The sequence below is a fragment of the Streptomyces sp. CNH189 genome (genome assembly GCF_000527195.1).
In genome coordinates, this window is sequence record NZ_AZUS01000033.1 from 33,290 (window position 1) to 54,296 (window position 21,007).

Below are 21,007 nucleotides of genomic sequence, written 5' to 3' on the forward strand. Positions count from 1 at the left end.
GGGGCGGAGTCCGGTGGTCAGAGTTCCGACGATCAGAGTCCGGTGGTCAGAGTTCGGCCGTCAGGGACAGGTCGATCTCGTCGTCGCTCATCTGCGAGATCAGCTCCAGCAGACGGCGTTCCACCTCGGCGGCGAGCCGCTCCACCGTGGGGTGTTCGAACAGGTCGCGGACCTGGAAGGGGCAGTCGAAGGCGGTCCGCAGCCGGGAGGCGACCGACACCGCGCGCAGGGAGTGGCCGCCCAGCGCGAAGAAGTCGTCGTGGACGCCGACCCGGGGCAGGTCGAGGACCTCGCACCAGATCTGGGCAACCACGGTCTCGGCCGGCGTCCGCGGCGGCACCAGGGTGGGCGCCTCGCGGGGCTCCGGCTCGGGCAGCGCCTTGGCGTCCAGCTTGCCCTGGACGGTCAGCGGCAGGGCGTCGAGCAGGACGAACGCCGAGGGGACGAGGTGGTGGGGCAGCTGGGCCCGGCAGTGGGCGGCCAGGGACTCCTCCAGCAGGCCGTCCCCGGCGACGTAGCCGACCAGCGCGGGTTCGCCGTGCAGGGTGCGGACGACGACGGCCGCGCCGCGCACGCCGGGGTGGGCGCGCAGGACGGCCTCGGCCTCGCCGGGTTCGACGCGGAAGCCCCGGATCTTGACCTGGTCGTCGTTGCGGCCGAGGAACTCCAGTTCCCCGTTGGACAGTCGGCGCACCACGTCACCGGTGCGGTAGGCCCGGGCGCCGGGTCCGCCGTGCGGGTCCGGCACGAACCGCTCGGCCGTCAGGGCGGGCCTGCCGAGATAGCCGCGCGCCAACTCCGGGCCACCGACGAGGAGTTCGCCGGGCACGCCGTGGGGGGCCAGGGCGCCGCGCGCGTCGACGACGTAGGTGCGTCGGCTGCCCAGCGCCCGTCCGATGGGCACCCGGCCGTCCGGCCGGGCCCGCAGCGTGTGCGCGGTGGCGGAGATGACGGCCTCGGTGGGCCCGTAGGTGTTGACGACCGCGACGCCGGGCAGGTAGGCGAACCAGCGCTCGAGCGGGTCGGCGGGCAGCGCCTCTCCGCCGGTCACCAGCAGCCGCAGGGTGCGCAGCCGGGGCGCCAGGGTGTCCAGGCGGGCGACGACCTCGGCCCAGTACGACGGGGTGAGCTCCATGACGGTGATCCCGGCCTCGGCGACGCGTTCGGCCAGCTCCTCGGGGGCCCAGATCTCGTCGGGCCGCACCTGCACGCTCGCTCCGACGCTCAGCGCGGGCAGGATCTGTTCGAGCGAGGCGTCGAAGGAGGTCGAGGCGAAGGTGAGCACCCGGTCCCGGTCGGTCAGCGCGAACAGTGCGCGAGCGGCGGCGACATGGGCGTCCAGGGCGTGGTGTGCGACGCCGACGGCCTTGGGCCTGCCGGTGGAGCCCGAGGTGAAGATGACGTAGGCGAGGTCGTCGGGCCCGGGGGTGTGGCGCGGGCCGTCGGTGCGTGACGGCGCGTCGTCGAGGTCGACGCGGCGTGCGTCCAGGGCGTCCACGGTGGCGCGGGTGACCGCGTCGCACAGGACGTGCCGCACCCCTGCCTCCCGGAGCATGTGCTCCAGCCGCCGGGCCGGCAGCCGGGGGTCGAGCGGGACGTAGACGCCGCCTGCCCGCCAGACGGCGAGCATGGCCGTGACCGCTCCGACACCCCGGCTCACGCACACGCCGACCGGATCGGCCGGGGAGACGCCCGCGGCAACGAGCGCGGCCGCGATCCCCCCGCTGCGGGCGTCGAGCGCGCGGTAGGTGAGGGTGGTCCCCTCGCAGGCGAGGGCCGTGGCCTCCGGTCGGCCCTCCACCGCGAAGGCCGGCGCCGGCGGGGTGTCCTGGCCCGCGGCGGCGAGCAGGTCGCGGCGCTCCTCCGGCGAGAGCAGGGGCGCTTCGTCGACGCGGGTGTCCGGGGCGTCGACGAGGGTCCGCAGGAGGCGTCCGACGTGGTCGGCGAAGCGGACCGCGGTGGCCGGTTCGAACAGGTCGGCCGCGTACTCCACGTTGAGGGCGAACCCGGCGTCCCGGACCACGAAGGTCGCGGTGAGGTCGAACTTGGCCGAACTCCACGGCAGGGCGAGGTCGGTGGCGTCCAGGCCCGGCAGCGCCGGGCCGCCGCCCGCGGAGTCCTGGACGTCGACCATGACCTGGAAGAGCGGGTTGCGGGAGAGGTCGCGTTCGGGCCGCAGCCGTTCCACGACCTTCTCGAACGGCACCTCCTGGTGACCGAAGGCGCCGAGGACGACGTCCCGCACGCGGTCGACGAGACCGGCGAGGGTCGGCCGTCCGGACAGGTCGGTGCGCAGGACGACCGTGTTGACGAAGAAGCCGACCAGCGGCTCCAGCTCGAGCCGGTCGCGGCCCGCGACGGGGGTGCCGACGCAGATGTCGTCCTGTCCGGTCCAGCGGGCGAGCACGGCCTGCGCGGCGGCGAGCAGCACCATGAAGCGGCTGGCCCCGTGCTCCCGCGCCAGATCGTCGACCCGGCCGACGAGGTCGTGGGGCAGGTCGATCTCGACGGCTCCTCCCCGGCCGGTGAACGCGGCGGGGCGGGGCCGGTCGGTGGGCAGGTCGAGCACGGGAGCGCCGTCGAGCGCGGCTTCCCAGTAGGCGAGTTGGGGCTCCATGACGCCGCTGTCGGCGCGGTCGCGCTGCCAGACGGCGAAGTCGCCGTACTGCACGGGCAGCGGCGGCAGCGCGGCGTTCTCGCCCCGCAGGCGGGCGTGGTAGTGCCGGGCGAGTTCGTCGAGCAGAACGTTCTTGGACCAGCCGTCGGTCACCGCGTGGTGCAGGCTGATCAGGACGACGTGGTCGTCCTCGGCCAGTTCCCACACGCCCGAGCGCAGCAGGGGCGGCCGGGCGAGGTCGAACCGGCGGGTGGCGAAGGCCGCGGCGCGCGGGCGCAGTTCGGCCACGCGGTCGCGTCCCTCGGCGGCCTCGGGCGCCCGCTCCCAGTGCAGCGGCACGCCGACCGGCGGGCACACCTCCTGGACGGGGCGTCCCTCGCGCTCGATGAGGGCGGTGCGCAGCACCTCGTGGCGGGCGACCAGGTCGTCCAGGGCCTGCTGCCAGGCGGTGCGGTCCAGTCCGCCGCGCACCCGCCAGCAGTACCAGAGGAGATAGGACTCGCCGGTGTCGGAGGTGCGGTCCAGGAACCACAGCCGCTCCTGCGCGAAGGACAGCGGCAGGGGCCGGTCGCGGTCGACGGGTGCCACGTCGGCGGCCCCCGGGACCCGGGCGCCGGCCACGACCGGCGCGAAGCCGCGGACGGTGGGGTGTTCGAAGACGGTGCGCAGCTCCACCTCGCGGCCCAGGCGCTGGGCGATCCGGGAGACGGCCATGGTAGCGAGCAGGGAGTGTCCGCCGAGGTCGAAGAAGCTGTCGTCGAGTCCGACCCGGTCCAGGCCGAGGACGTCGGCCCACACCTCGGCGACGACCCGTTCGGTCTCGTCGCGCGGCGCGGCGTAGGCGGGCCCGGAGGCGCCGCGGGTGTGCGCGGGGTCGGGCAGCGCGGAGCGGTCGAGCTTGCCGGAGACGCCGACGGGCAGCGCGTCCAGGACGACGAAGTCCGAGGGGACGGCGTGCTGCGGGAGGTGGCGGGCGCACCAGGCGCGCAGGGCGGCGCGGTCGGGGGCCGGGCCGGCGCCCTCGGCGGGCACGACGTAGCCGATCAGGCTGCGGCCGGTGGCGCGGTCGGGGCGGGCGGCGGCCTGGGCGACCTCGGGGCAGGCCCGCAGCACCGTCTCGACTTCGCCGAGTTCGATGCGGAAGCCGCGGAGCTTGACCTGGTCGTCGCGGCGCCCGAGGAACTCCAGTGACCCGCTCGCGGTCCAGCGCACGATGTCGCCGGTGCGGTAGAGGCGTCCGCCGGGCGGGCCGAACGGGTCGGGCACGAAGCGGTCGGCGGTCAGGGCGGGCATCCCGAGGTAGCCGCGTGCCACCTCGGTGCCGCCGATGAGGAGTTCGCCTCCGACGCCGACGGGCACGGGTTCGCCGTCGCCGTCGACGACGTACACGCGCCGCTCCCCCAGCGGCCGGCCGATGGGCACGGTGTGGGCGGGCGGGTCGTCGGCGTCGTAGGTCGTGGCGGTGACGGTGGTCTCGGTCGGGCCGTAGGCGTTGCAGACGCGGACGTGGGGGACGGCGGCGCGCCACGCGGCGAGGGTGTCGGGCGGGACGCTCTCGCCGCCGAGGACCAGCAGCCGCAGACCGCGCAGCCGGGCTGCGAGCCGGCGGTCGAGGGAGAGGGTCAGCTCCGCCCAGTAGGTGGGCGGCACGTTGACGACGGTCAGGCCGTGCCGCTCGACGATCTCGGGGACCTGGGTGGGCAGCCACGGTTCGTCGGGCCGCATGACGACGCGCGCGCCGGTGGTGAGGGCGGGCAGGACCTGGTCGAGGGAGGCGTCGAAGGAGAACGAGGCGAAGGCCAGGACGCGGTCGGCGGCGGTGATGCCGAGGCGTTCGCGGGCGGCGGCCACGTGCGAGGCGAGGGCGGCGTGCTCGACGCCGACGGCCTTGGGGCGGCCGGTGGATCCGGAGGTGAAGATGACGTGGGCCAGCTCCCTCGGATGGGGCCGGTGCCGGGGGCCGTCGGCGTCGGGGGCGACGGCGCCGGTGTCGAGGAGGACGGGGGCGAGACCGTCGGCGTCGGCCGCGGTCGCCGCGTCGGTGAGGACGCAGGCGAGGCTGGCCTGTCGCGCCATGTACCGCAGTCGCTCGGCGGGAAGTTCGGGGTCGAGGGGCACATAGGCGCAGCCGGCGCGCCAGATGCCCTCGATGGCGGCGACCGACCACGGCCCCCGGCGCAGCAGCACGCCCACGGCGCCGCCGGGTTCGACCCCTGCCTCCCGCAGGGCGGCGGCCAGTCCTCCGGTCATGGCGTCGAGTTCGGCGTAGGTGACGTTCTGGTTCCCGCAGCTCAGCGCGATCGCCGTGGGAGGGCCGGAGAAGGCGAGGCCGGGCGCCGGGCCGGCGGGGCGGTCGGGGGCGCGGTGCCAGTCGGGGCGGGGCCGGGCGAGGGCGCCCGGTCGCGTGGGAAGCGCGCGGAGCAGCTCCCGCAGGGGGGTTTCGGGGGCGGCCAGCACCGCCCGTATCAGGGCGACGTAGGTCTGGGCGAAGGCGCGCACGGTGGCGGCGTCGAACAGGGCGGTGGCGTACTGGAGCAGGGCGGCGATGCTGCCGTCGGCGCGCAGGGTGAGGTCGAGGAAGACGTCCAACGGCGTCTCGGACAGCGGCGGTTCGACCAGGCCGACGTCCAGGCCGGGCATCCGCACCGGCTGGATCGGCGCGTTGAGGAGGGTGAACGAGGCCTGCGCCAGGGGGTGTCGGGACAGGTCGCGGGATCCGCCGACGGCGCCGACGACGAGGTCGAAGGGCGCCTCGGCGTGTGCGAGGTCGACGGGGACCCGGCGGCGCACCCGGTCGAGCAGTCCGGCGAAGTCCGGGGCGCCGGCGAGGGGGGTGCGCAGGACGACGGTGTTCACCAGAGGGCCGATGAGTCCGGCGGCGCCGGGCCGGGAGCGTTCGGCGAGGGTGCTGCACACGGCGACGTCGTCGCGGCCCGCCCAGTGTCCGAGCAGCACCTGGTAGGCGGTGAGCAGGAACATGTAGCGGGTGGCGCGGCGGGAGCGGGCGTAGGTGTCCACGGCGGCGACCACGTCGGCGGGCAGGTCGAACCGGACGACGTCGCCGGATCCGTCCCAGGTGCGCGGTCGCGGGCGGTCGGTCGGCAGGTCCAGCGGGGTGAGCCCGTTCAGCCGTTCACGCCAGTGCGCGAGCATCCGCTCCAGACGCGGCCCGCTCAGGCGCTCCGTCTGGGCCCGGGCGAGGTCGCTGTAGGAGACGGCGGGTGCGGCGACGGCGTCCCCCCGGTACCCGGCGGCCAGTTCCTCCAGCAGCACGCCCCAGGACCAGCCGTCCACGGCGATGTGGTGCACCTCGACGAGCAGCAGGTGCTCGTCGGGGGCGACACGGGCGAGGACGGCGCGGACCGGGTGCTGCGCGGTGAGGTCGACGGGGCGCCCGAGGAACCGGTCGTACAGCTCCTGCGGGCCGCCGACCTCGACGTGCTCCAGTGCGACGCCGGCCGGGGCGTCGACCACCTGCACGAGTTCGCCGTCGACGGCGGTGAACCGCGAGCGCAGCACCTCGTGCCGGTCCACAATCGCCGACAGCGAGTTGTGCAGCCTCTCCACGTCCAGGGCCCCGCTCAACCTCAGCACCAGCGGCAGCACCGACCCGGTGGAGGTACCGGCGAGCTGGTCCATGAACCACAGTCGACGCTGGGCGAAGGATGCGGTGCGGATGTCGAGGCCGTCCAGGGCCCTCTCCGGGGCCGGTCCTGCTGTCACTGTGAGCCTCCAAGCCGTGTTTTCCAGCAGACTGCCGTCGGCGGGGCGGGACTCCATAGGGAAGAAGACGCAGCACCGGACGCAGACCGGGTTGCCGGAGCGGGGCCTGGCGGGCGGCAGCGGGAGGCCGGAAGCCGGAGACGGGCGCGGGGATGTCCGGGTGCGCGGCCATCGGAACCCCGTGTCAACTCGCTGACTTGCCGGCCCAGCACACGCCACACGCCCGAAGGGCACCGAACACCACGAGGCTGGGCTGGGGGTGGTCCTGGTAGACGCCGAAATCGGCCTGCTGCGAGGAGATCGACTTCTCGATGAGTTGATACTTCGAGCTCGTAATACGATCTTGTTGGATGGTCCTGGTGGGCCGTGACCGGTGTGACGATTCGCCCGTTCCAGATGGTGTGACTACCCGGCCGTGGATCGTGGAAATTGACCTGTACGACGCACGCGCCCTCTCCCGGTCCTTGCGGGAACGCCCGTACCTAAAGGGTGTTGCACAAGACTGTGAACTGGACATCTCCGTTGTGCGGCAGGCGTGTTGAGGGCCGAGCGGGTGTGGGTGGAGACGTTCACGGGGTTGCGGGTCGATCAGTTCGGCCGGTTGCTGAAAGCGGTCCGGGTGAACCGTTCCCGGTTCGGTAGAGATCTCAGATGTTGGGTGTGACCTGGGGTTTCGTGGTTGCGAGGTAGTGGTTGTTCTCGTATTCGACCGGCGGGACGTGGCCTATCTCACCGTGGAGTCGTCGGTGGTTGTACCAGTCGACGTATTCGGCGGTGGCGAGCTCGACGTCGGACAGCGTCTTCCACGGCCGCCGGGGCTTGATCAGCTCGGTCTTGAGCAGCCCGATCGCGCTCTCCATCAGGGCGTTGTCGTAGGCGTCGCCGACCGAGCCGATCGAGGCGGCAATACCGGCGACGTCCAGGTGCTCGGCGAGCCGGAAACTCGTATATTGCGACCCGGCATCCGAGTGATGAATCAACTCGCCTGGCTGAACGGGATGTTGGTCACGGTCGCGCTGCCAGATCGCCATCTCCAGGGCGTCCAGCACGAAGACCGTCTCCTTCACGGTGGCCGCGGACCAGCCGACGATCCGGCGGGAGAAGGTGTCCACGACGAAGGCGACGTAGACGACACCTGCCCAGGTCTTCACGTGGGTGAAGTCCGCGACCCAGCAGCGGTTCGGGGCGCCGGCGACGAAGTCGCGGTCGACGAGGTCCGGGGCCCGCCCGGTCTGGCCGCCGGGAAGCGTGGTGATCACGTGTTTACCGCGGACCGCGCCGGTGATGCCGAGCTCGCGCATCAGGCGTTCAACGGTGCAGCGGGCCACGGCCTGGCCCTGCCGGTTCAGTTCCCGCCAGATCTTCCTCGCCCCGTAGACGCGGTAGTTGGAGTCGTAGACGTGCTGGATCAGTTCCTTCAGCTCGCCGTCGCGCACGGTCCTGGCAGACGGCGCGGTCCGGCGTTTGTGATGGGCGTAGTAGGTGGCAGGGGCGATCTTGCAGTCGTGCATCGTCAGCACGCGGCAGATCGGCTCGACGCCGCCGAAGCGGCCCTTGTGCTCGTCGATGAACGCTACGAGCGTGTGTGTGGCCGGTCGAGCTCGGCCGCGAAGAAAGACGCCGCGGCCTTGAGGATCTCGTTCGCCCGCTTGAGCTCGGCGTTCTCCTTCTTCAGCCGCTTCAGCTCGGCGGACTCCTCCGTCGTCGTCCCCGGCCGGGTGCCGGCGTCGATCTGGTCCTGCCGTACCCACTTCCGCAGGGTTTCGGTTGTGCCGATGCCCAGCTTCTGGGCGACCGCTTTCATAGCGGCCAACTCGGTGTCGTACTCCGGCCGCACCTCGGCGACCATGCGGACCGCACGACGGCGCAGCTCAAGCGGGTAGGGGGAAGGACGTGCCATGACTCGATCCTCTCAAATGATCGAGTCTCTACCGAACCCGGAACGGTTCAGGCCCAGACGAGGGTGATCTCGGGCTGCATCAGCCGCAGGCGGAAGAGGACTTCCCTGGCGGCGGCGGAGTCGTGCAGGTCAGCCGGGTGACCATCACCATCAGCGGCAGGCCGCGGGTGTCGACCACGAGATGCCGCTTGCGGCCATTGATCTTTTTGCCCGCGTCGTAGCCGCGGCTGTCCTTGCCGACGGTGGAGGCAGCCTTCACCGACTGGGAGTCGATGATCGTGGCCACGGCTCTCGGGCCTTTGCCCATCTCGCGGCGGATCCGCTGGGCCAGGGCGTCACGGATCTGGCCGATGACTCCGGCTGCCGCCCAGCGGGCCATGAAGCCCCAAACGGTCCGCCAGGGAGGGAAATCCGCAGGCAGGGCCCGCCACTTGCAGCCGGTGTCCACGACGTATCGGATCGCGTCGACGATCTCGCGCCGGGGATGCTTCTCCGGCCGCCCGCCGCGGGCGGTCTCGCAGGCCGGCGGCGGCCGCGGTTCGATCAGCGTCCACTCGTCGTCCGGCGTGTCCGAGGGATAGCGGCGGTGACGCACTTCTCCTCCCGTCACTGACCTGCGGCGGGGGCTGACCGGCTCCGCCGGTCGACCCCCGCGGGATCGGTCAGGCGCTGGCGGTGAGGTCGAGGGTGGATTCAATGGAGTTGATCTGGGCGACGATGTGTTTGACCCACTTGTCGTTCGGATGGGCCGTGGCATGCGGGGCGACGGTGCCGGTAATGAACCGGCGGAACTGGGTCAGCTCCTCCTTGACCACCGCCCGTTCGTATGCCTCCAGCGCGGCCCGTTCGGCGCCGAGCTGATAGCCGTCGGCCCGGGTCCACATCGGGGGCGGCCAGCCCTTGGACGCCGCTTCGTCCCGCAGAGCCGCAAGCCCCGATCTGACCTGGCTGTCCGACAACCCGCTGGCCCTGATCAGCTGGTGCATCAGCAGGCCGGCGGGCCTGGCCTCGAACAGGACGAACCGGATGGTGTCCGCGTGCCGCCGGGCGGCATCACCCTCGCGCCGTGAGGCGCGAGGCACAACTACTCGCCCCGCAGCATGCGGGCCAGCTCGCCGTCCATGTCGACCTTGCCGGTGTCGACGGCAGTCTGGATCCAGTCGAGCGTCGCCCGCACCTTGGCCACGTTCTCGTGCACGATCGCGCGTTCGTCCTCGCCCAAGGTGCGATCGCGCAGACCGGGGACCGCCCGGCCCGCCGCAGCCACGAACGAGTGGCAGGCAGTGACGAGATCCAGGAACTCCACCGTCCGGTCGATGTGGCGGACCGCCGGCGCGATCGGGCTGGTGTCCTCGAAATGCTCGCGGGCCTGCCGACCTCGCTCAACCTGGGCGTGATTGACCTGGTGGCGGGGCGGTGTCGTCGCTCATCGCTTTGAACGCGACCTCGGGTCGACGCAGCAGACCGGTGGTCACCTGGGTGGCGACGTGCTCGTCCCGGGTGAACTCCTCCGCCACCCTCACCTTGTCCTGGTCGGAGACCTTGGCCGCCACCGTCGGACGCTTCAGGAAGTCGCTGGTCACCGTCGCGGCGACGTCCTCGTCCCGGGCCAGATGGTGGATCGCGGTGATCTTCTCCTGCGGCGATGCCGGACGCTCGCGGCAGCTGAGTCCGATTGCGCAGGCCCTTCGCGGCCGGGGCGGTCCCAGCGACTGGCAGACCCGCCCTGGCACGGCGGTCAGTCGCCCATGCCCGGTACCTCCTGGCCGGCCATTGCCTGCCTGAGCAGGTGGTAGAGCGACTCGCGCTGATCGGCGTCGAGGGCGGCGAACACCTCTCTCTCGACATCCACGAGTACGGCCTCGGCCTCGGAAAGCCGACGAACGCCGGCGGCCGTGAGTCGGACGACATGCCGGCGCCGGTCCTGGGGCGAGCGTATGCGCTCCACCAGTTTCTCGGCCTCCAGTTCGTTGAGCAGTCCGACGACGTTGGTGCCGTCGCGCTCCAGAGCCACGGCGAGTTGCTGCTGGGGCGAGTCTCCCCGCTCACGCAGCAGCGTCAGCGCGATGAGATGGCGGACTCGCAGACGGAAGGGGGCGAGTGCCGCCTCTGAGCGCACCCGCATACGGCGCGCCAGGTGGTCGAGGAGGATCGCCGACTGGTGCACGTTCTGCTGCTCACTCCGCTGCCTCATGGGCCAACCCTAACTGCTTGACTCCATACCCAGTCAGTGTTAAGTATTGGGCAGATAGTTTGTGCATCACAAGCTATATGCACAACGCAATGCATTGGAGTCGAATCATGGGACACTTCGACAATCAGACTGTGATCATCACTGGCGCTTCCGGCGGCATGGGAGCCAGCCACGCTCGAGCCTTCCTGGAGCAGGGCGCGTCGGTGGTCATAGCGGACATCCTCGAGGACGAGGGCAAGGCGCTCGCCCGCGAGCTGGGAGACCGCACCCGATTCGTCCGCCTCGACATCACCCGTGCCGACGACTGGACAGCCGCGGTCACCGCTGCCGAGGACACCTTCGGACCGGTTTCCGTCCTGATCAACAACGCCGGCATCCTGCAGTTCGGCACGATCGAGGAGACCGAGCCGGAGGTGTGGCGCCGGGTCGTCGAGATCAACCTGACCGGGCAGTACCTCGGGATCCGGGCCGTGACCCCGTCCATGCGGCGTGCCGGCGGCGGAACCATCGTCAACATCTCGTCCGTTGCCGGCCTGACCGGCGGGGTCGCGCCCGCCCTTGCCGCCTACACCGCGAGCAAGCACGGCGTGACCGGCCTCACCAAGGTGGCTGCACTCGAACTCGGCCGGGACAACATCCGCGTCAACTCGGTCCACCCCGGCACAGTGGATACCCGCCTGGCCGCCTCCATGGCCGCGGAACTGGCTAGTGAGGAGGGCAACCTGGCGGGACCGGTCGCCATCCCGAGGCTTGCCCAGCCCGAGGAGGTCAGCCGCGTAGTGCTGTTCCTCGCCTCAAGCCATTCCTCGTTCACGACAGGTGCGGAGTACGTCGTCGACGGCGGCATGCAGTTGGGCCCCGCGCTGCAGCCCGAGCAAGCCGCGTAGGACGCTCGTCCGGAATCGACAACAAGAGGACTGAAAGGACAAGCACGGTGGAACGCGTAACAGGCAAGGTCGCCATCGTCACCGGGGCCGCCCAGGGCATGGGTGCCGCAAGCGCCGAGCTGCTCGTCAAGGAGGGCGCCAAGGTCGCCGTGGCCGACGTCAAGGAGGCCGAAGGACGAGCCCTGGCGGACAAGTTGGGGCCGAACGCGATGTTCGTCAAGCTGGACGTCACGGACCCCGCGTCCTGGGCCGAGGCCGTGGTGGGCGTCGAGACCGCCTTCGGGACCGTCGATGTCCTCGTGAACAACGCGGGCATCGCGGACGTCGGCCCCCTGACGGAGTGGGACCTGCCCCGACTGCGCCGAGTCCTGGAGGTGAACCTCATAGGTGCCTTCAACGGCATACAGGCGGTCGAACCCGCCATGCGCCGGGCCGGGCGCGGCTCGATCATCAACTTCGGGTCGCTCGGCGGGATGAAGGCTTTCCCGCTCATGTCCGGCTACGTGGCCAGCAAGTGGGCGGTCCGCGGCCTCACCAAGGTGGCCGCGCTCGAACTCGGCCGCCACGGCATACGCGTGAACACCGTCCATCCGGGGCAGGTCAACACGCCGATGACCGACGGTGTCGAGTTCAAGGTGAACAACGTCGCTCTGCAGCGTGTCGGGGAGCCCGAGGAAATCGCCGAGCTCGTCCTCTTCCTCGCCAGTGACGAATCGCGTTTCGTCACTGGCATCGATCTCCTCGGGGACGGCGGAGAGTTCACCGGAGCGGCCGACTGGGCCAGCATCCCGGACTGACCCGCGACGACAACGCGCTACCTGCCGCATTACGGCCGATCGACGCACCGTACCCGTACCCGGACAGCGCCGGCCTCCACTGCGGCTGAGACGCACAAGAGGGCACCGTCTAGTGACCTGAGTCAGAGATTCGTCGGCGGTCTTCGTCCAGACGAACGGTCTGGGGTGTTCGTTCCAGTCGGCCAGCCAGGAACGGATGTCACGTTCGAGGGCCTGGACGGAGCGGTGGACGCCGCGCTTGAGCTTCTTCTGCGTGAGCTCGGCGAACCACCGCTCCACCAGGTTCAGCCAGGACGAACTCGTCGGTGTGAAGTGCAGATGGAAGCGCGGGTGCGCCAGCAGCCACTGCTTGATGGCAGGGGTCTTGTGGGTGACGTAGTTGTCCAGGATCAGATGGACATCGAGGTCGGCGGGGACTTCCTTGTCGAGCTTCGTCAGGAACTTCTTGAACTCGACGGCCCGGTGGCGCCGATGGAGGGAGCCGATCACCTTGCCGGTAGGACCTCCAGAGCGGCGAACAGGGTGGTGGTGCCGGCCCGGACGTAGTCGTGGCTGCGGCGTTCGGGGACGCCGGGCACCATCGGCAGCACGGGCTGGGACCGGTCGAGAGTCTGGATCTGGGACTTCTCGTCCACACAGAGCACCAGGGCCTTCTCCGGCGGGTCGAGGTAGAGGCCCACGACATCGCGGACTTTGTCGATGAACAGCGGGTCCGTGGACAGCTTGAACGTCTGCGACCGGTGCGGTACCAGGGCGAACGCCCGCCAGATCCGGGAGATCGCCGACTGCGACGTGCCCGTGGCCGCCGCCATCGACCTGGTCGACCAGTGGGTGGCGTTCTTCGGCTTCTCCTCCAGTGTCTTGACGATGACCCGCTCGACGTCCGCGTCGGTGATCTTCCGCGGGACACCGGGCCGCGGCTCGTCGGACAGGCCGTCCACGCCGCGTTCGAGGAAGCGCCGCCGCCAGGTGCGGACCGTGTCCGGAGTGATGCGCAGCCGGCGCGACACCTCCAGGATCGAGTGGCCCTCGGCGCACTCCACCACGATCCGCGACCGCAAGGCCAGCGCCTGAGCCGTCATGCGGCGACGTACCCAGCCCTCCAGCACGGCCCGCTGGGCATCGGTCACCGACAACGGCGGAATCTTCGGACCCGGACGACTCATACCGAACCAACGACGAATCTCCGACTCAGGCCACTAGGGCGGAGGAGCCCAACGTGCCGTGCCGTATGCCCGCCATCGGCAGAGGGTGGTGCAACGCCCACTACCAGCAGCACAAGCGTGGCGGCGAGCTGGTGCCCTTGTTCACCTTGCGGATCAGCCAGGACGAGGCGTACTCGCTGGTGGAAGCTGGCTTGAAGCGGTGTCCCGCCTGCAGGAACGTCAAGCCATTGGCAGAGTTCAGCCGTCCGTCGGCTCAGCTCAGCGGTCGGTCAACCTACTGCGTCGTCTGTCAGCCGGACTACGTGCCCATGACGCGGTTCAAATTCTCGCCGATGGAGGCAGTCCGGGAGTTCCGAGAGTCCCGCGACCATCGATGCGACATCTGCAAACGGCAATGACAGGAGGGAGACAAGGCCTTCCACATCGCCCACGACGGCACCTGCTGCCCATCCCGCGGCCACATCACGGTTGCGGACGGCTGGGCCGGCGTGGCGCACTCCGGGGTGAAGCCCACGGCCAACCCCTCGGTGATGATCTGCAACGTTCGGGGAGGGCCCTCACGACGGCCTTCGCCATGCGACCGCCTCACTACGAAAATGGCTGTGGACCTGGGCTGACGGCGGCGACGTCCGGGATGAAGTCCTGTGACTGCTCTTACGAGCAGGCGTGATGTCGCATCGCACATCCAGCTCAATTTGAAACGGTCAGTTAGAAACGTAGCTGACGTCGCATCAAATCTCAGAAGGCACAGTCACCAGCCCTTTCAAGTCCGTGACGGACCGCCCACGGAGTCGGCGGCCCGTTTCGGGGTGTGACTGCCTGTTCTGGGGCCTTTGTGCTCTTGAGGGCCTGACGACTGTCCCGGCTCCCCGCGGATGTCGTCGACGAAGTGGTTTTCGAACTTATCGTCGGTGCCCTCGAAGACAGGCCGCTTGTCCTCTTCAGCCGCTTCCCTGCCCCTGCTGCCGTCGATACGTAGAGGTGCGGCCCGCCGACTGCCACGCTCGCGCTCGTCAAAGACGAACGGGCTGAGGCGCTTGAGTCTCCAGCCGCCGGAGGGTTGAGGATCTTTACTCATGGACGACGAACGCCCCGACGTGCTCACCATTGGCCAGCTCGCGCACCGTACCGGGCTTTCGGTGCGTACCCTGCGCTTCTGGTCGGACGAGGGGGCGGTGCCGCCTGTGGCCCGCTCTGCGGGCGGCTACCGGTTGTACAACGCCGAGTCCGTGGCCCGCGTCGAGCTGGTCCGCATCCTGCGGGAGCTGGGCCTCGGTCTCGACGACGTGTGCCGCGTCCTGAGCGGCCGCACCACGGTCGCCGAGGTCGCCGACGCGCATGTGGCCGCGCTCGACGCACAGATCCGCTCACTCAAGGTGAGCCGGGCCGTCCTGTCCACCGTGGCGAAACGGGGTTCGACCGTTGAGGAGACAGCACTGATGAACCGGTTGGCGCGGCTTTCCGCCGCCGAGCGCAAGCAGATCATCGACGAGTTCAAGGAGGAGGTGTTCGGCGGCCTCGACGACCCGCGCCTGCGCGACCGCATGCGCACCTTCAGCATCGAATTGCCCGACGATTCCGCACCTGAGCAGGTCGACGCCTGGATCGAACTGGCGGAATTGGTGCGGGACCCCGGTTTCCGCGCCCAGTTGCGCACATGGATGGAGCTCAACACGCCCGTACCGGGGCAGGACCGTCCCGCCGGGGCGTCCATCTGGTGGGCCAGGCAGATCGTGCAGACCGTCGCAGAGGTCAGAAAAGGCGGGGTCGCTCCCGAGGAGCCGGCAGCGGCCGAGGTGCTGTCCGAGCTGTTCGGTGACGCCGATCGGGCCGCCGTGCTGCACAGCTTGGAGGCCGGGATCGAGGCAGGAGCGGAACATTACCGCAGGCTCGTCGCCCGTGTGCGCGGGCAGGCTTCGTCGCCCGACGCGACCGAGGAGCTGGAATGGCTGGCGCGGGCCCTGCGCGCCGCGAGTCAGACCTGACCGCGTTGGCACACCGGCACGACCGGTGGGACTGATCGCTCCATCCTGCGCAGTCGTAGGTTGCGGGCTGTTCGAATCCTTGGTGCCTCCCGAAGTGGTGAACACTTGCTGTCCGTTCTCATGGATATAGCCAATCCCGCGCCTGCGGAGGGAATTACCCTGCGGTGTCGGAGCGGCCGATGTCCAGGTGGGTGCCTGCACCAAGCGCGCGGCGAGCGGCTGGGGGACGCGCAGCGCGGGGTCCAAGCACGCCCTTGGCGCGTAGTTCGGCCAGGTCGGGCAGGCGGACGCCGGGAAGATTTGCGAGCAGACCGGCCTGAGCGGCTCCGATGGGCGCGGGGCTGGCAGGGCCTGAGCCCAAGATGCGGCGGGCGGTCACGTGGTCGTCGTACGGGCCGAGCCTGTCCCGGCACGCAGATCGTTGGGCTTGGCCGAGGAGTGAGGTCAGCGCCATGTCCCCGCGCGCGACAGCACCAGCGCATTTCTCCCTGAGGGTCCGCTCGCGCGACGACGCGTGACGCGGCGGCACAGCGCCTGACACCAAGCGTCACCCCGCCTGACACCAAGCGTCACCCCGACTGACACCACGCGTCACCGCGACTGTCCGTACCCGATCACCGGGTGCGGGCAATCACCGTTTCGGGCGCCGGAGAAACAGGTGATGAGAGAGGTGCGCGTTTTACGGAACCTTTGCCCGAGGGTCGGGCGTTGGGTCAGTGAGCGCGCGGGAGCGGGTTCGCGAGATGACTTCCGACGATGACCGAGGTGACTCAATGGCAGTTTGGGACAAGCTCAAGGACCAGGCCAAGGCTCTCCAGCAGAATCAGGGCGGGCGTGGCGCCACCGGTGGGCAGAGCGGGGGGACGAGGTCTGGCGGTGGCAGCAAGGCCCAGCTGATCGGTGTGCTGAAGACGCAGCTCGGCTCGCTGAAGACCGAGTTGAAGAGTGGTGCCTACCGGGACGCGAGCATGGCGGTGTGCGCGCTGGTCGCGGCGGCAGACGGGCAGGTGGATCCGGCCGAGCGGCAGCAGGTCGAGTCGATGATCCTCAGCAACGACGTGCTCCAGAACTTCCCGCCGGAGCAGCTGCGGCAGCGTTTCAACAAGCATGTCGACCAGCTCACGATGAATTTCCAGCACGGCAAGGCCGAGGCCATGCAGGAGATCGCCAAGGCCGCCAAGAAGCCCACCGAGGCCCGGGCCGTGATCCAGACCGGCATGGTCATCGCCGGTGCCGACGGCCACTTCTCCCAGGCAGAGGCGACGGTCCTGCGCGAGGCCTGCGCGACGCTGGGGCTGTCCCCGGCCGAATTCCAGCTCTGAGTCCCGGCTCTGATTCGACCCCTGGTTCCGCTCTGATCAGCGATCCGGCTAGTCTTCTGAGTCAGGAATTCTATTCAGATAACTTGCCAGTCGTTCGAGGATCTCGTCCGCGGTCTTGGTCCAGACATAGGGCTTGGGGTCGGTGTTCCATGCGGCGATCCAGGTGCGGATGTCCTTCTCCAGGGCCTGGACGCTTTTGTGGACGCCTCGTCGTATCTGCTTGTTGGTCAGCTCGGCGAACCATCGTTCCACCAGGTTGAGTCAGGACGATCCGGTGGGCGTGAAGTGCAGGTGTAAGCGGGGATGAGCTACCAGCCAGGTCTTGATCGCGGGGGTCTTGTGGGTGGCGTGGTTGTCCAGCACCAGGTGCACGTCCAGGTCTGCCGGGATCTCCTGGTCGAGTTTGGTCAGGAACTTCTTGAACTCCTCGGCTCGCCAGGCTGGCGCCCCAGATGCTCAGTGAGCTCGCCCTTCAGCCGACTCCAGCACCCGCTTGGTCAGCTGCTGCAGCAGGCCGCCCTCCCCGGTGAGCTTCACCCCACCGGCCTGGGCCCGGGCAACCAACTCAGCGACCGGCCCGTCATCCACGGCGCTCGTCCCACTCACAGGGGCCTTCCCGGCCTCGGTGTCACTCGTCACGTCAGTCATCAACTGCCGCTTCCAGCCTGGGAGTTACGCCGCTCACCGGGGTCTGTTCCGTAGTCGGTGGTGACGGAGGGTGTCGTCAGCCCAGGAGGATCCGGTGGCGGAGGAGAGGGAAGCTCGCGCGGCCGTACATCTGGCGCTTGATCAGCTTGGTTTTGTCGTTGGGAAGGTCTGCCGCCTGCGACCCAGGACCGGACAGACCAGCCGTCGTATCCTCACCCGGACCACGACCTGCCGGCCGTCGACCGGCACATCCCGCACCGTCCGGCCGTGATACCCGTGGCCCCTCCCCGTCACCACCCCGCACACCGGACAGGGAACGGGACCATCCCAAGTCCGGGCCGAAACCCGGACTATCTCGCCACCGTCCGCCACATCCTCAATGACCAACGCCGACAACCCCGAAAACACCGTTCCCACAAGCGTGTTCGCATCATGCCCGCTCAATGATCACAGGCGAGCACTCACCGTCACCACCGACGGAACAGACCCGCTCACCGTACAGACCCTCGACCACTTCTGTTAGGACCGTTAAGTCACAACCGGGGCACACGGACTGTGCATGGTGCGGCTGCTACAGCTCGAACTCGAGGTGTTCGATGTCCGTGAAGCGGACTTCTTCCAGGCTGCCGGCGCGGCGGCCGCTGTCCTGGAAGTAGACCTCCTTGAGTGCTTCGGCGGCGATTTCCTGGAGCTGCTGGTCGGTGGCGCCGGTTTCCTGGGCAGTGAAGAGGCGGGCGGCGTACTGCGGGGGCAGGGCGACGGTCAGGTGCCGGATGCGGTCCTGGTCCGTCGATCCGATGGGGGCGGTGTAGCCAAGGCGGGCGCGGGTGTCGATGACGATGCCGTCGGTGGTGGCTGCCCTTTGTCGGGCCTTGGCCCGAATCTGGGGCTGCCAGCGCTTCTTCACTTCGCGTTCCAGGCGGGCGGCGAGGTCGGGGCGGGGTTTTTTGATCTGGTCTTTCACGTAGCGTTCGACGGTGCGCTGGGAGATGCGCAGCATCTGGGCGACCGCTTTGGTGCTCTTGAGTTTCTTGACCAGGTAGCGCATCTGGGCGGGTGCGCTCTTGGGTGCCGGGCGGGTGAACGTCTTCTGTACCGCGGTCTCCAGGCCGTCCCCGAACAGGCTCATGAGGGCATACTCCTATTCGCCGTTGTCGACGTCGGTGACGGTGCCGTCTTTGATGTAGCGGGCGAGGTTGAGGTCGGGCGCGTTGAACCGCTCGCGGACCTCTTCGCCCCACAGGACGGTCTGGGTGCCTTCGTGCTTGACCAGGCCGGGGTTGATGCCGAGCTTGAACCCGCCGGGCAGGGGCTTGCCGTCGCGGTAGGGCAGGAAGTCCAGCGGGCTCTCGCCGCCTGCCGCGTAGACGACGCAGTCGGACAGGATCGCGATGGGGTACTGGCCGGTGAACGCCGCGTGCTTGATGATCTTTCGATGGAGGTTGATGCGGGTGCGGGAGATGACCGCGGCCCGGATGTCCGGCCGCCACGTGGGGCGGGACAGGGCCCGCCATGGCTGCCCGGGCTTCCAGCCCTCGCCGCGCGGGCGCTCGCGCAGCTTGCCCAGGCCGCCCTTGACCGTTGCCTTGATCGCCGAGACGACGATCGCCAAGTCCGGGTCGCGGTCCTTGTAGCCGTCCATCGCGGCGAGGAAGTCGGCCGGGGTGAGATCGGCGTCGACGCCGAAGTCGGCCATCGTGGCGAGGTAGGCGTCGCGCAGCCGCTGGTACCAGCCGTCCAGGTAGCGGCCGTTGTCGTACCGCACCCACGCCGCCAGCGGGCGCACCTCGTAGCCGAGCTCCACCGCGTACGCGACGGTAGGCGTCGCGTACCAGGCCGGCCCCTCGGGGCACTCGCCCTTCGGCGTGAACGGGGACGGCAACAGCGAGGCGTCCAGCTCCACCCATTCCTTGCCGACCTTCACCTTCGACAGGTCGACGTGGGACAGGTCGACCAGCCATGAGCCGGGCAGCTTCGGATCGAACGCCGGGGCCTTGACGTGCGTCGCCTCGCCCAGGCCGACGTTCAAGCCGTTGGCGCCGGCGGCGAAGGCCATGTTGACGTCGATGCCCACCAGGTACCGCAGGGTGCACTCGGTATCCGTCATCGGCCGTGCCCAGTCGTAGGCCTCCTCGAACAGCTTCTCGCCAGGGCCGCGCACGTGGAAGCGGGGCAGGTCCTTGAGGACCGGGTGGCCGTCGGGGACCTCGCACGGCGGCCACTTCATCGGATCAACCGGGTCCTTGCCCAGCGAGCCGGGGTTGTGCTCGGAGTGCCGGCGGCCGTCGGCGTCCGGCTCGGAGGCACGCGTCGGCGGGTGCAGCGCGGTCATCAGCTCCAGGCCGGTCACGGCGGTGGAGCCGCGCGGCGTCATCACCCGGGACGCGTACACGCCCAGGACACGGGCGAGCTCCGCCGGCGGGAGCTGCCCGGCCTCGCCCCAGTGCCGGGTGTCCAGCGCCTTCCACGAAGGGATGCACAGCTGCACGCAGGCCCGCTCCGAACCGGTCGCGGGGCGGTAGATCCTGGCCCACGGGCCGAAACCGCGCTTGGTCAGTTTCCACTCCGCGCGCGCAAGCTGCTTGATGACCGTGTGGCCCTCCGGCAGGCGCCCGGCGTGCCTCTCCTCCTCCGTGAGCGTGACGGGCAGGCCGTAGCGCTCCAGCGCGGACTCGGTGAGCACGATCAGCGGGTCGGCGTCCTTGCCCGGACCGGCGAGCTTCGGCGCCCCGAGCTTCGCCTCGCGCAGCGTCCAGTCGACCAGGGCCGGGATGCTCTTGGCGGGCACGTCCAGGACCAGACCGTCGGTGCAGTACGCCCACACCTTGCCGTCCTCGACGTCGACGACCGCGAGTGGACCATTCTCGAACCGCGAGTCGGTGCCGCCCGCCGGGAGGCCGGCCGGGGCCGCCTTCCTCGCACCCGGGCGGCGCGACGTCGACGTCCTGGTGGTGCGCGCCGGGCGGGGGGCGGCCACCGGAGCAGCGGCATCGGGCGAGGGGACAGGGGCCTGGGCGTTCTTGGGTGCAGTCATGTCCGCAAGCTCGTATGCCTGGCCTGTGGACGGGGTCCCGGCTTCGGCCGGGCCGGGCGTGCCGGTGAACGTGGCGGACACCGGGACGGCCGGCTCCTCCTGCGCGGGGTAGAGCTCCGCGAGCTGCCGCAGCAGCCGTGCGTACGCCTCACGCTCCGGGCCGCGCGGCTCGGTCGGCTTCTTCACCGACTCCCAGCCGGACACCGTGGCCCGGCGCACCTTGAGCGCGCCGGCGACTTCGTCCAGCGTCAGGCCGTGCGCGACCCGCAGCCGCTTGCGCTCCTGGGCCGGTGGCAGCGGCGAGCGGGACGCGACCAACGCGTCGACCGCGTCGAACAACTCGGACATGGAACACCTCCCACCTCACCCTACCCGCGAACCGTACCAATGGCGTACGTGCACCGTACAAAGCACGTATGAATGGCGTTCGGTAAAGGGGCCTCGGGATGCTCGTTCGGTGACGCCTCGCGGCTCCGGGTGACCTCGCCGTGCGGGCAGCCCCACCGTCTGATCGTCGAGGCGATCGAGACGTACGAGTGAGGGAGGTGAGCTCCGGCAACTGCTGAAGCTCATTGACGGACGAGCGGCCGCAGCCGCCGTGAGGAACCCAGTACTGCGGCCCGTCCGTCGTGCAGGTGCTTACTGGGGCGGGTTGCCGTGCTTGCGCGACGGCAGGTCGGCGTGCTTGGTCTGCAGCATCGCCAGCGAACGGATCAGCACCTCGCGGGTCTCGG

Annotated in this window: 11 protein-coding genes and 7 pseudogenes; 5 read left to right on the forward strand and 13 right to left on the reverse strand. The window is 69.9% G+C overall.

Translation table 11 applies throughout. The features are described from left to right. Positions 1-46 precede the first annotated feature (46 nt). On the reverse strand, positions 47-6,340 hold the full coding sequence (locus B100_RS0131955) for a non-ribosomal peptide synthetase (protein ID WP_024888426.1): 6,294 nt from the start codon (positions 6,338-6,340) through the stop codon (positions 47-49). A 535-nt stretch (positions 6,341-6,875) separates the two neighbouring features. On the opposite strand from B100_RS0131955, the pseudogene B100_RS37885 reads away from it, so the two are divergent. Continuing rightward, positions 6,876-6,959: pseudogene (locus tag B100_RS37885) on the forward strand (IS5/IS1182 family transposase); the annotation flags it as partial. Positions 6,960-6,987: 28 nt separating this feature from the next. Here B100_RS37885 and B100_RS0131960 read toward each other — a convergent pair. From B100_RS0131960 to B100_RS0131990, 5 genes and pseudogenes are all read right to left on the reverse strand, one after another. After that, positions 6,988-8,240 (reverse strand): IS3 family transposase gene (locus B100_RS0131960; RefSeq protein WP_231157348.1). Its coding sequence is split into 2 segments (ribosomal slippage): positions 6,988-7,958 and positions 7,958-8,240, totalling 1,254 coding nucleotides; the frame shifts between segments, so codons are not numbered across the junction. A 50-nt stretch (positions 8,241-8,290) separates the two neighbouring features. After that, positions 8,291-8,835, reverse strand: a pseudogene (locus tag B100_RS0131970) (IS5 family transposase); the annotation flags it as partial. A gap of 67 nt (positions 8,836-8,902) precedes the next feature. Beyond that, a complete protein-coding gene (locus tag B100_RS0131975; RefSeq protein WP_024888430.1) occupies positions 8,903-9,322 on the reverse strand; it encodes a hypothetical protein in 420 nt (139 codons plus the stop codon). Positions 9,323-9,324: 2 nt separating this feature from the next. Then, positions 9,325-9,898, reverse strand: a pseudogene (locus B100_RS34580) (DUF6192 family protein); the annotation flags it as partial. An 80-nt stretch (positions 9,899-9,978) separates the two neighbouring features. Then, the gene (locus tag B100_RS0131990; protein ID WP_024888433.1) at positions 9,979-10,434 is read right to left on the reverse strand and encodes a MarR family winged helix-turn-helix transcriptional regulator; all 456 of its coding nucleotides are present in this window, start codon (positions 10,432-10,434) and stop codon (positions 9,979-9,981) included. Between the two features lie 107 nt (positions 10,435-10,541). Between B100_RS0131990 and B100_RS0131995 the strand changes: the two genes are divergently transcribed. After that, on the forward strand, positions 10,542-11,321 hold the full coding sequence (locus B100_RS0131995; RefSeq protein WP_024888434.1) for a glucose 1-dehydrogenase: 780 nt from the start codon (positions 10,542-10,544) through the stop codon (positions 11,319-11,321). A gap of 47 nt (positions 11,322-11,368) precedes the next feature. Beyond that, on the forward strand, positions 11,369-12,118 hold the full coding sequence (locus tag B100_RS0132000; RefSeq protein ID WP_024888435.1) for a glucose 1-dehydrogenase: 750 nt from the start codon (positions 11,369-11,371) through the stop codon (positions 12,116-12,118). A 102-nt stretch (positions 12,119-12,220) separates the two neighbouring features. On the opposite strand, the pseudogene B100_RS34585 reads toward B100_RS0132000, so the two are convergent. After that, positions 12,221-13,284: pseudogene (locus tag B100_RS34585) on the reverse strand (IS630 family transposase); the annotation flags it as partial. Positions 13,285-13,384: 100 nt separating this feature from the next. Further along, the gene (locus B100_RS37890; protein ID WP_486585753.1) at positions 13,385-13,507 is read right to left on the reverse strand and encodes a hypothetical protein; all 123 of its coding nucleotides are present in this window, start codon (positions 13,505-13,507) and stop codon (positions 13,385-13,387) included. Positions 13,508-14,360: 853 nt separating this feature from the next. Between B100_RS37890 and B100_RS0132015 the strand changes: the two genes are divergently transcribed. Together B100_RS0132015 and B100_RS0132020 are read left to right on the forward strand one after the other, a co-directional pair. Further along, positions 14,361-15,269 carry a MerR family transcriptional regulator gene (locus tag B100_RS0132015; RefSeq protein WP_024888437.1) on the forward strand — a complete coding sequence of 303 codons (909 nt, stop codon included), beginning with the start codon at positions 14,361-14,363 and terminating at the stop codon, positions 15,267-15,269. Positions 15,270-16,042: 773 nt separating this feature from the next. Further along, entirely contained in the window at positions 16,043-16,591 is a 549-nt protein-coding gene (locus tag B100_RS0132020; protein ID WP_024888438.1) for a tellurite resistance TerB family protein, read from the forward strand. Between the two features lie 48 nt (positions 16,592-16,639). Here B100_RS0132020 and B100_RS34590 read toward each other — a convergent pair. From B100_RS34590 to tap, 5 genes and pseudogenes are all read right to left on the reverse strand, one after another. Next, positions 16,640-17,026 (reverse strand): annotated as a pseudogene (locus tag B100_RS34590) (transposase); the annotation flags it as partial. Continuing rightward, positions 17,020-17,239 (reverse strand): annotated as a pseudogene (locus B100_RS37895) (IS256 family transposase); the annotation flags it as partial. The pseudogenes B100_RS34590 and B100_RS37895, both read right to left, overlap by 7 nt. Positions 17,240-17,386: 147 nt before the next feature. Next, a pseudogene (locus tag B100_RS36125) lies at positions 17,387-17,683 on the reverse strand (transposase family protein); the annotation flags it as partial. Positions 17,684-17,810: 127 nt separating this feature from the next. Then, the gene (gene tpg / locus B100_RS0132035; protein ID WP_024888439.1) at positions 17,811-18,368 is read right to left on the reverse strand and encodes a telomere-protecting terminal protein Tpg; all 558 of its coding nucleotides are present in this window, start codon (positions 18,366-18,368) and stop codon (positions 17,811-17,813) included. 12 nt (positions 18,369-18,380) lie between these two features. Continuing rightward, positions 18,381-20,621, reverse strand: a complete 2,241-nt coding sequence (gene tap / locus B100_RS0132040; RefSeq protein ID WP_024888440.1) for a telomere-associated protein Tap — start codon at positions 20,619-20,621, stop codon at positions 18,381-18,383. Positions 20,622-21,007: the final 386 nt, after the last annotated feature.

Coding starts and splice junctions, on each gene's coding strand:
- B100_RS0131990 (WP_024888433.1), bottom strand. CDS start 10,434: ATGAGGCAGCGGAGTGAGCAGCAGAACGTGCACCAGTCGGCGATCCTC.
- B100_RS0131995 (WP_024888434.1), top strand. CDS start 10,542: ATGGGACACTTCGACAATCAGACTGTGATCATCACTGGCGCTTCCGGC.
- B100_RS0132015 (WP_024888437.1), top strand. CDS start 14,361: ATGGACGACGAACGCCCCGACGTGCTCACCATTGGCCAGCTCGCGCAC.
- B100_RS0132020 (WP_024888438.1), top strand. CDS start 16,043: ATGGCAGTTTGGGACAAGCTCAAGGACCAGGCCAAGGCTCTCCAGCAG.
- tpg (WP_024888439.1), bottom strand. CDS start 18,368: ATGAGCCTGTTCGGGGACGGCCTGGAGACCGCGGTACAGAAGACGTTC.
- tap (WP_024888440.1), bottom strand. CDS start 20,621: ATGTCCGAGTTGTTCGACGCGGTCGACGCGTTGGTCGCGTCCCGCTCG.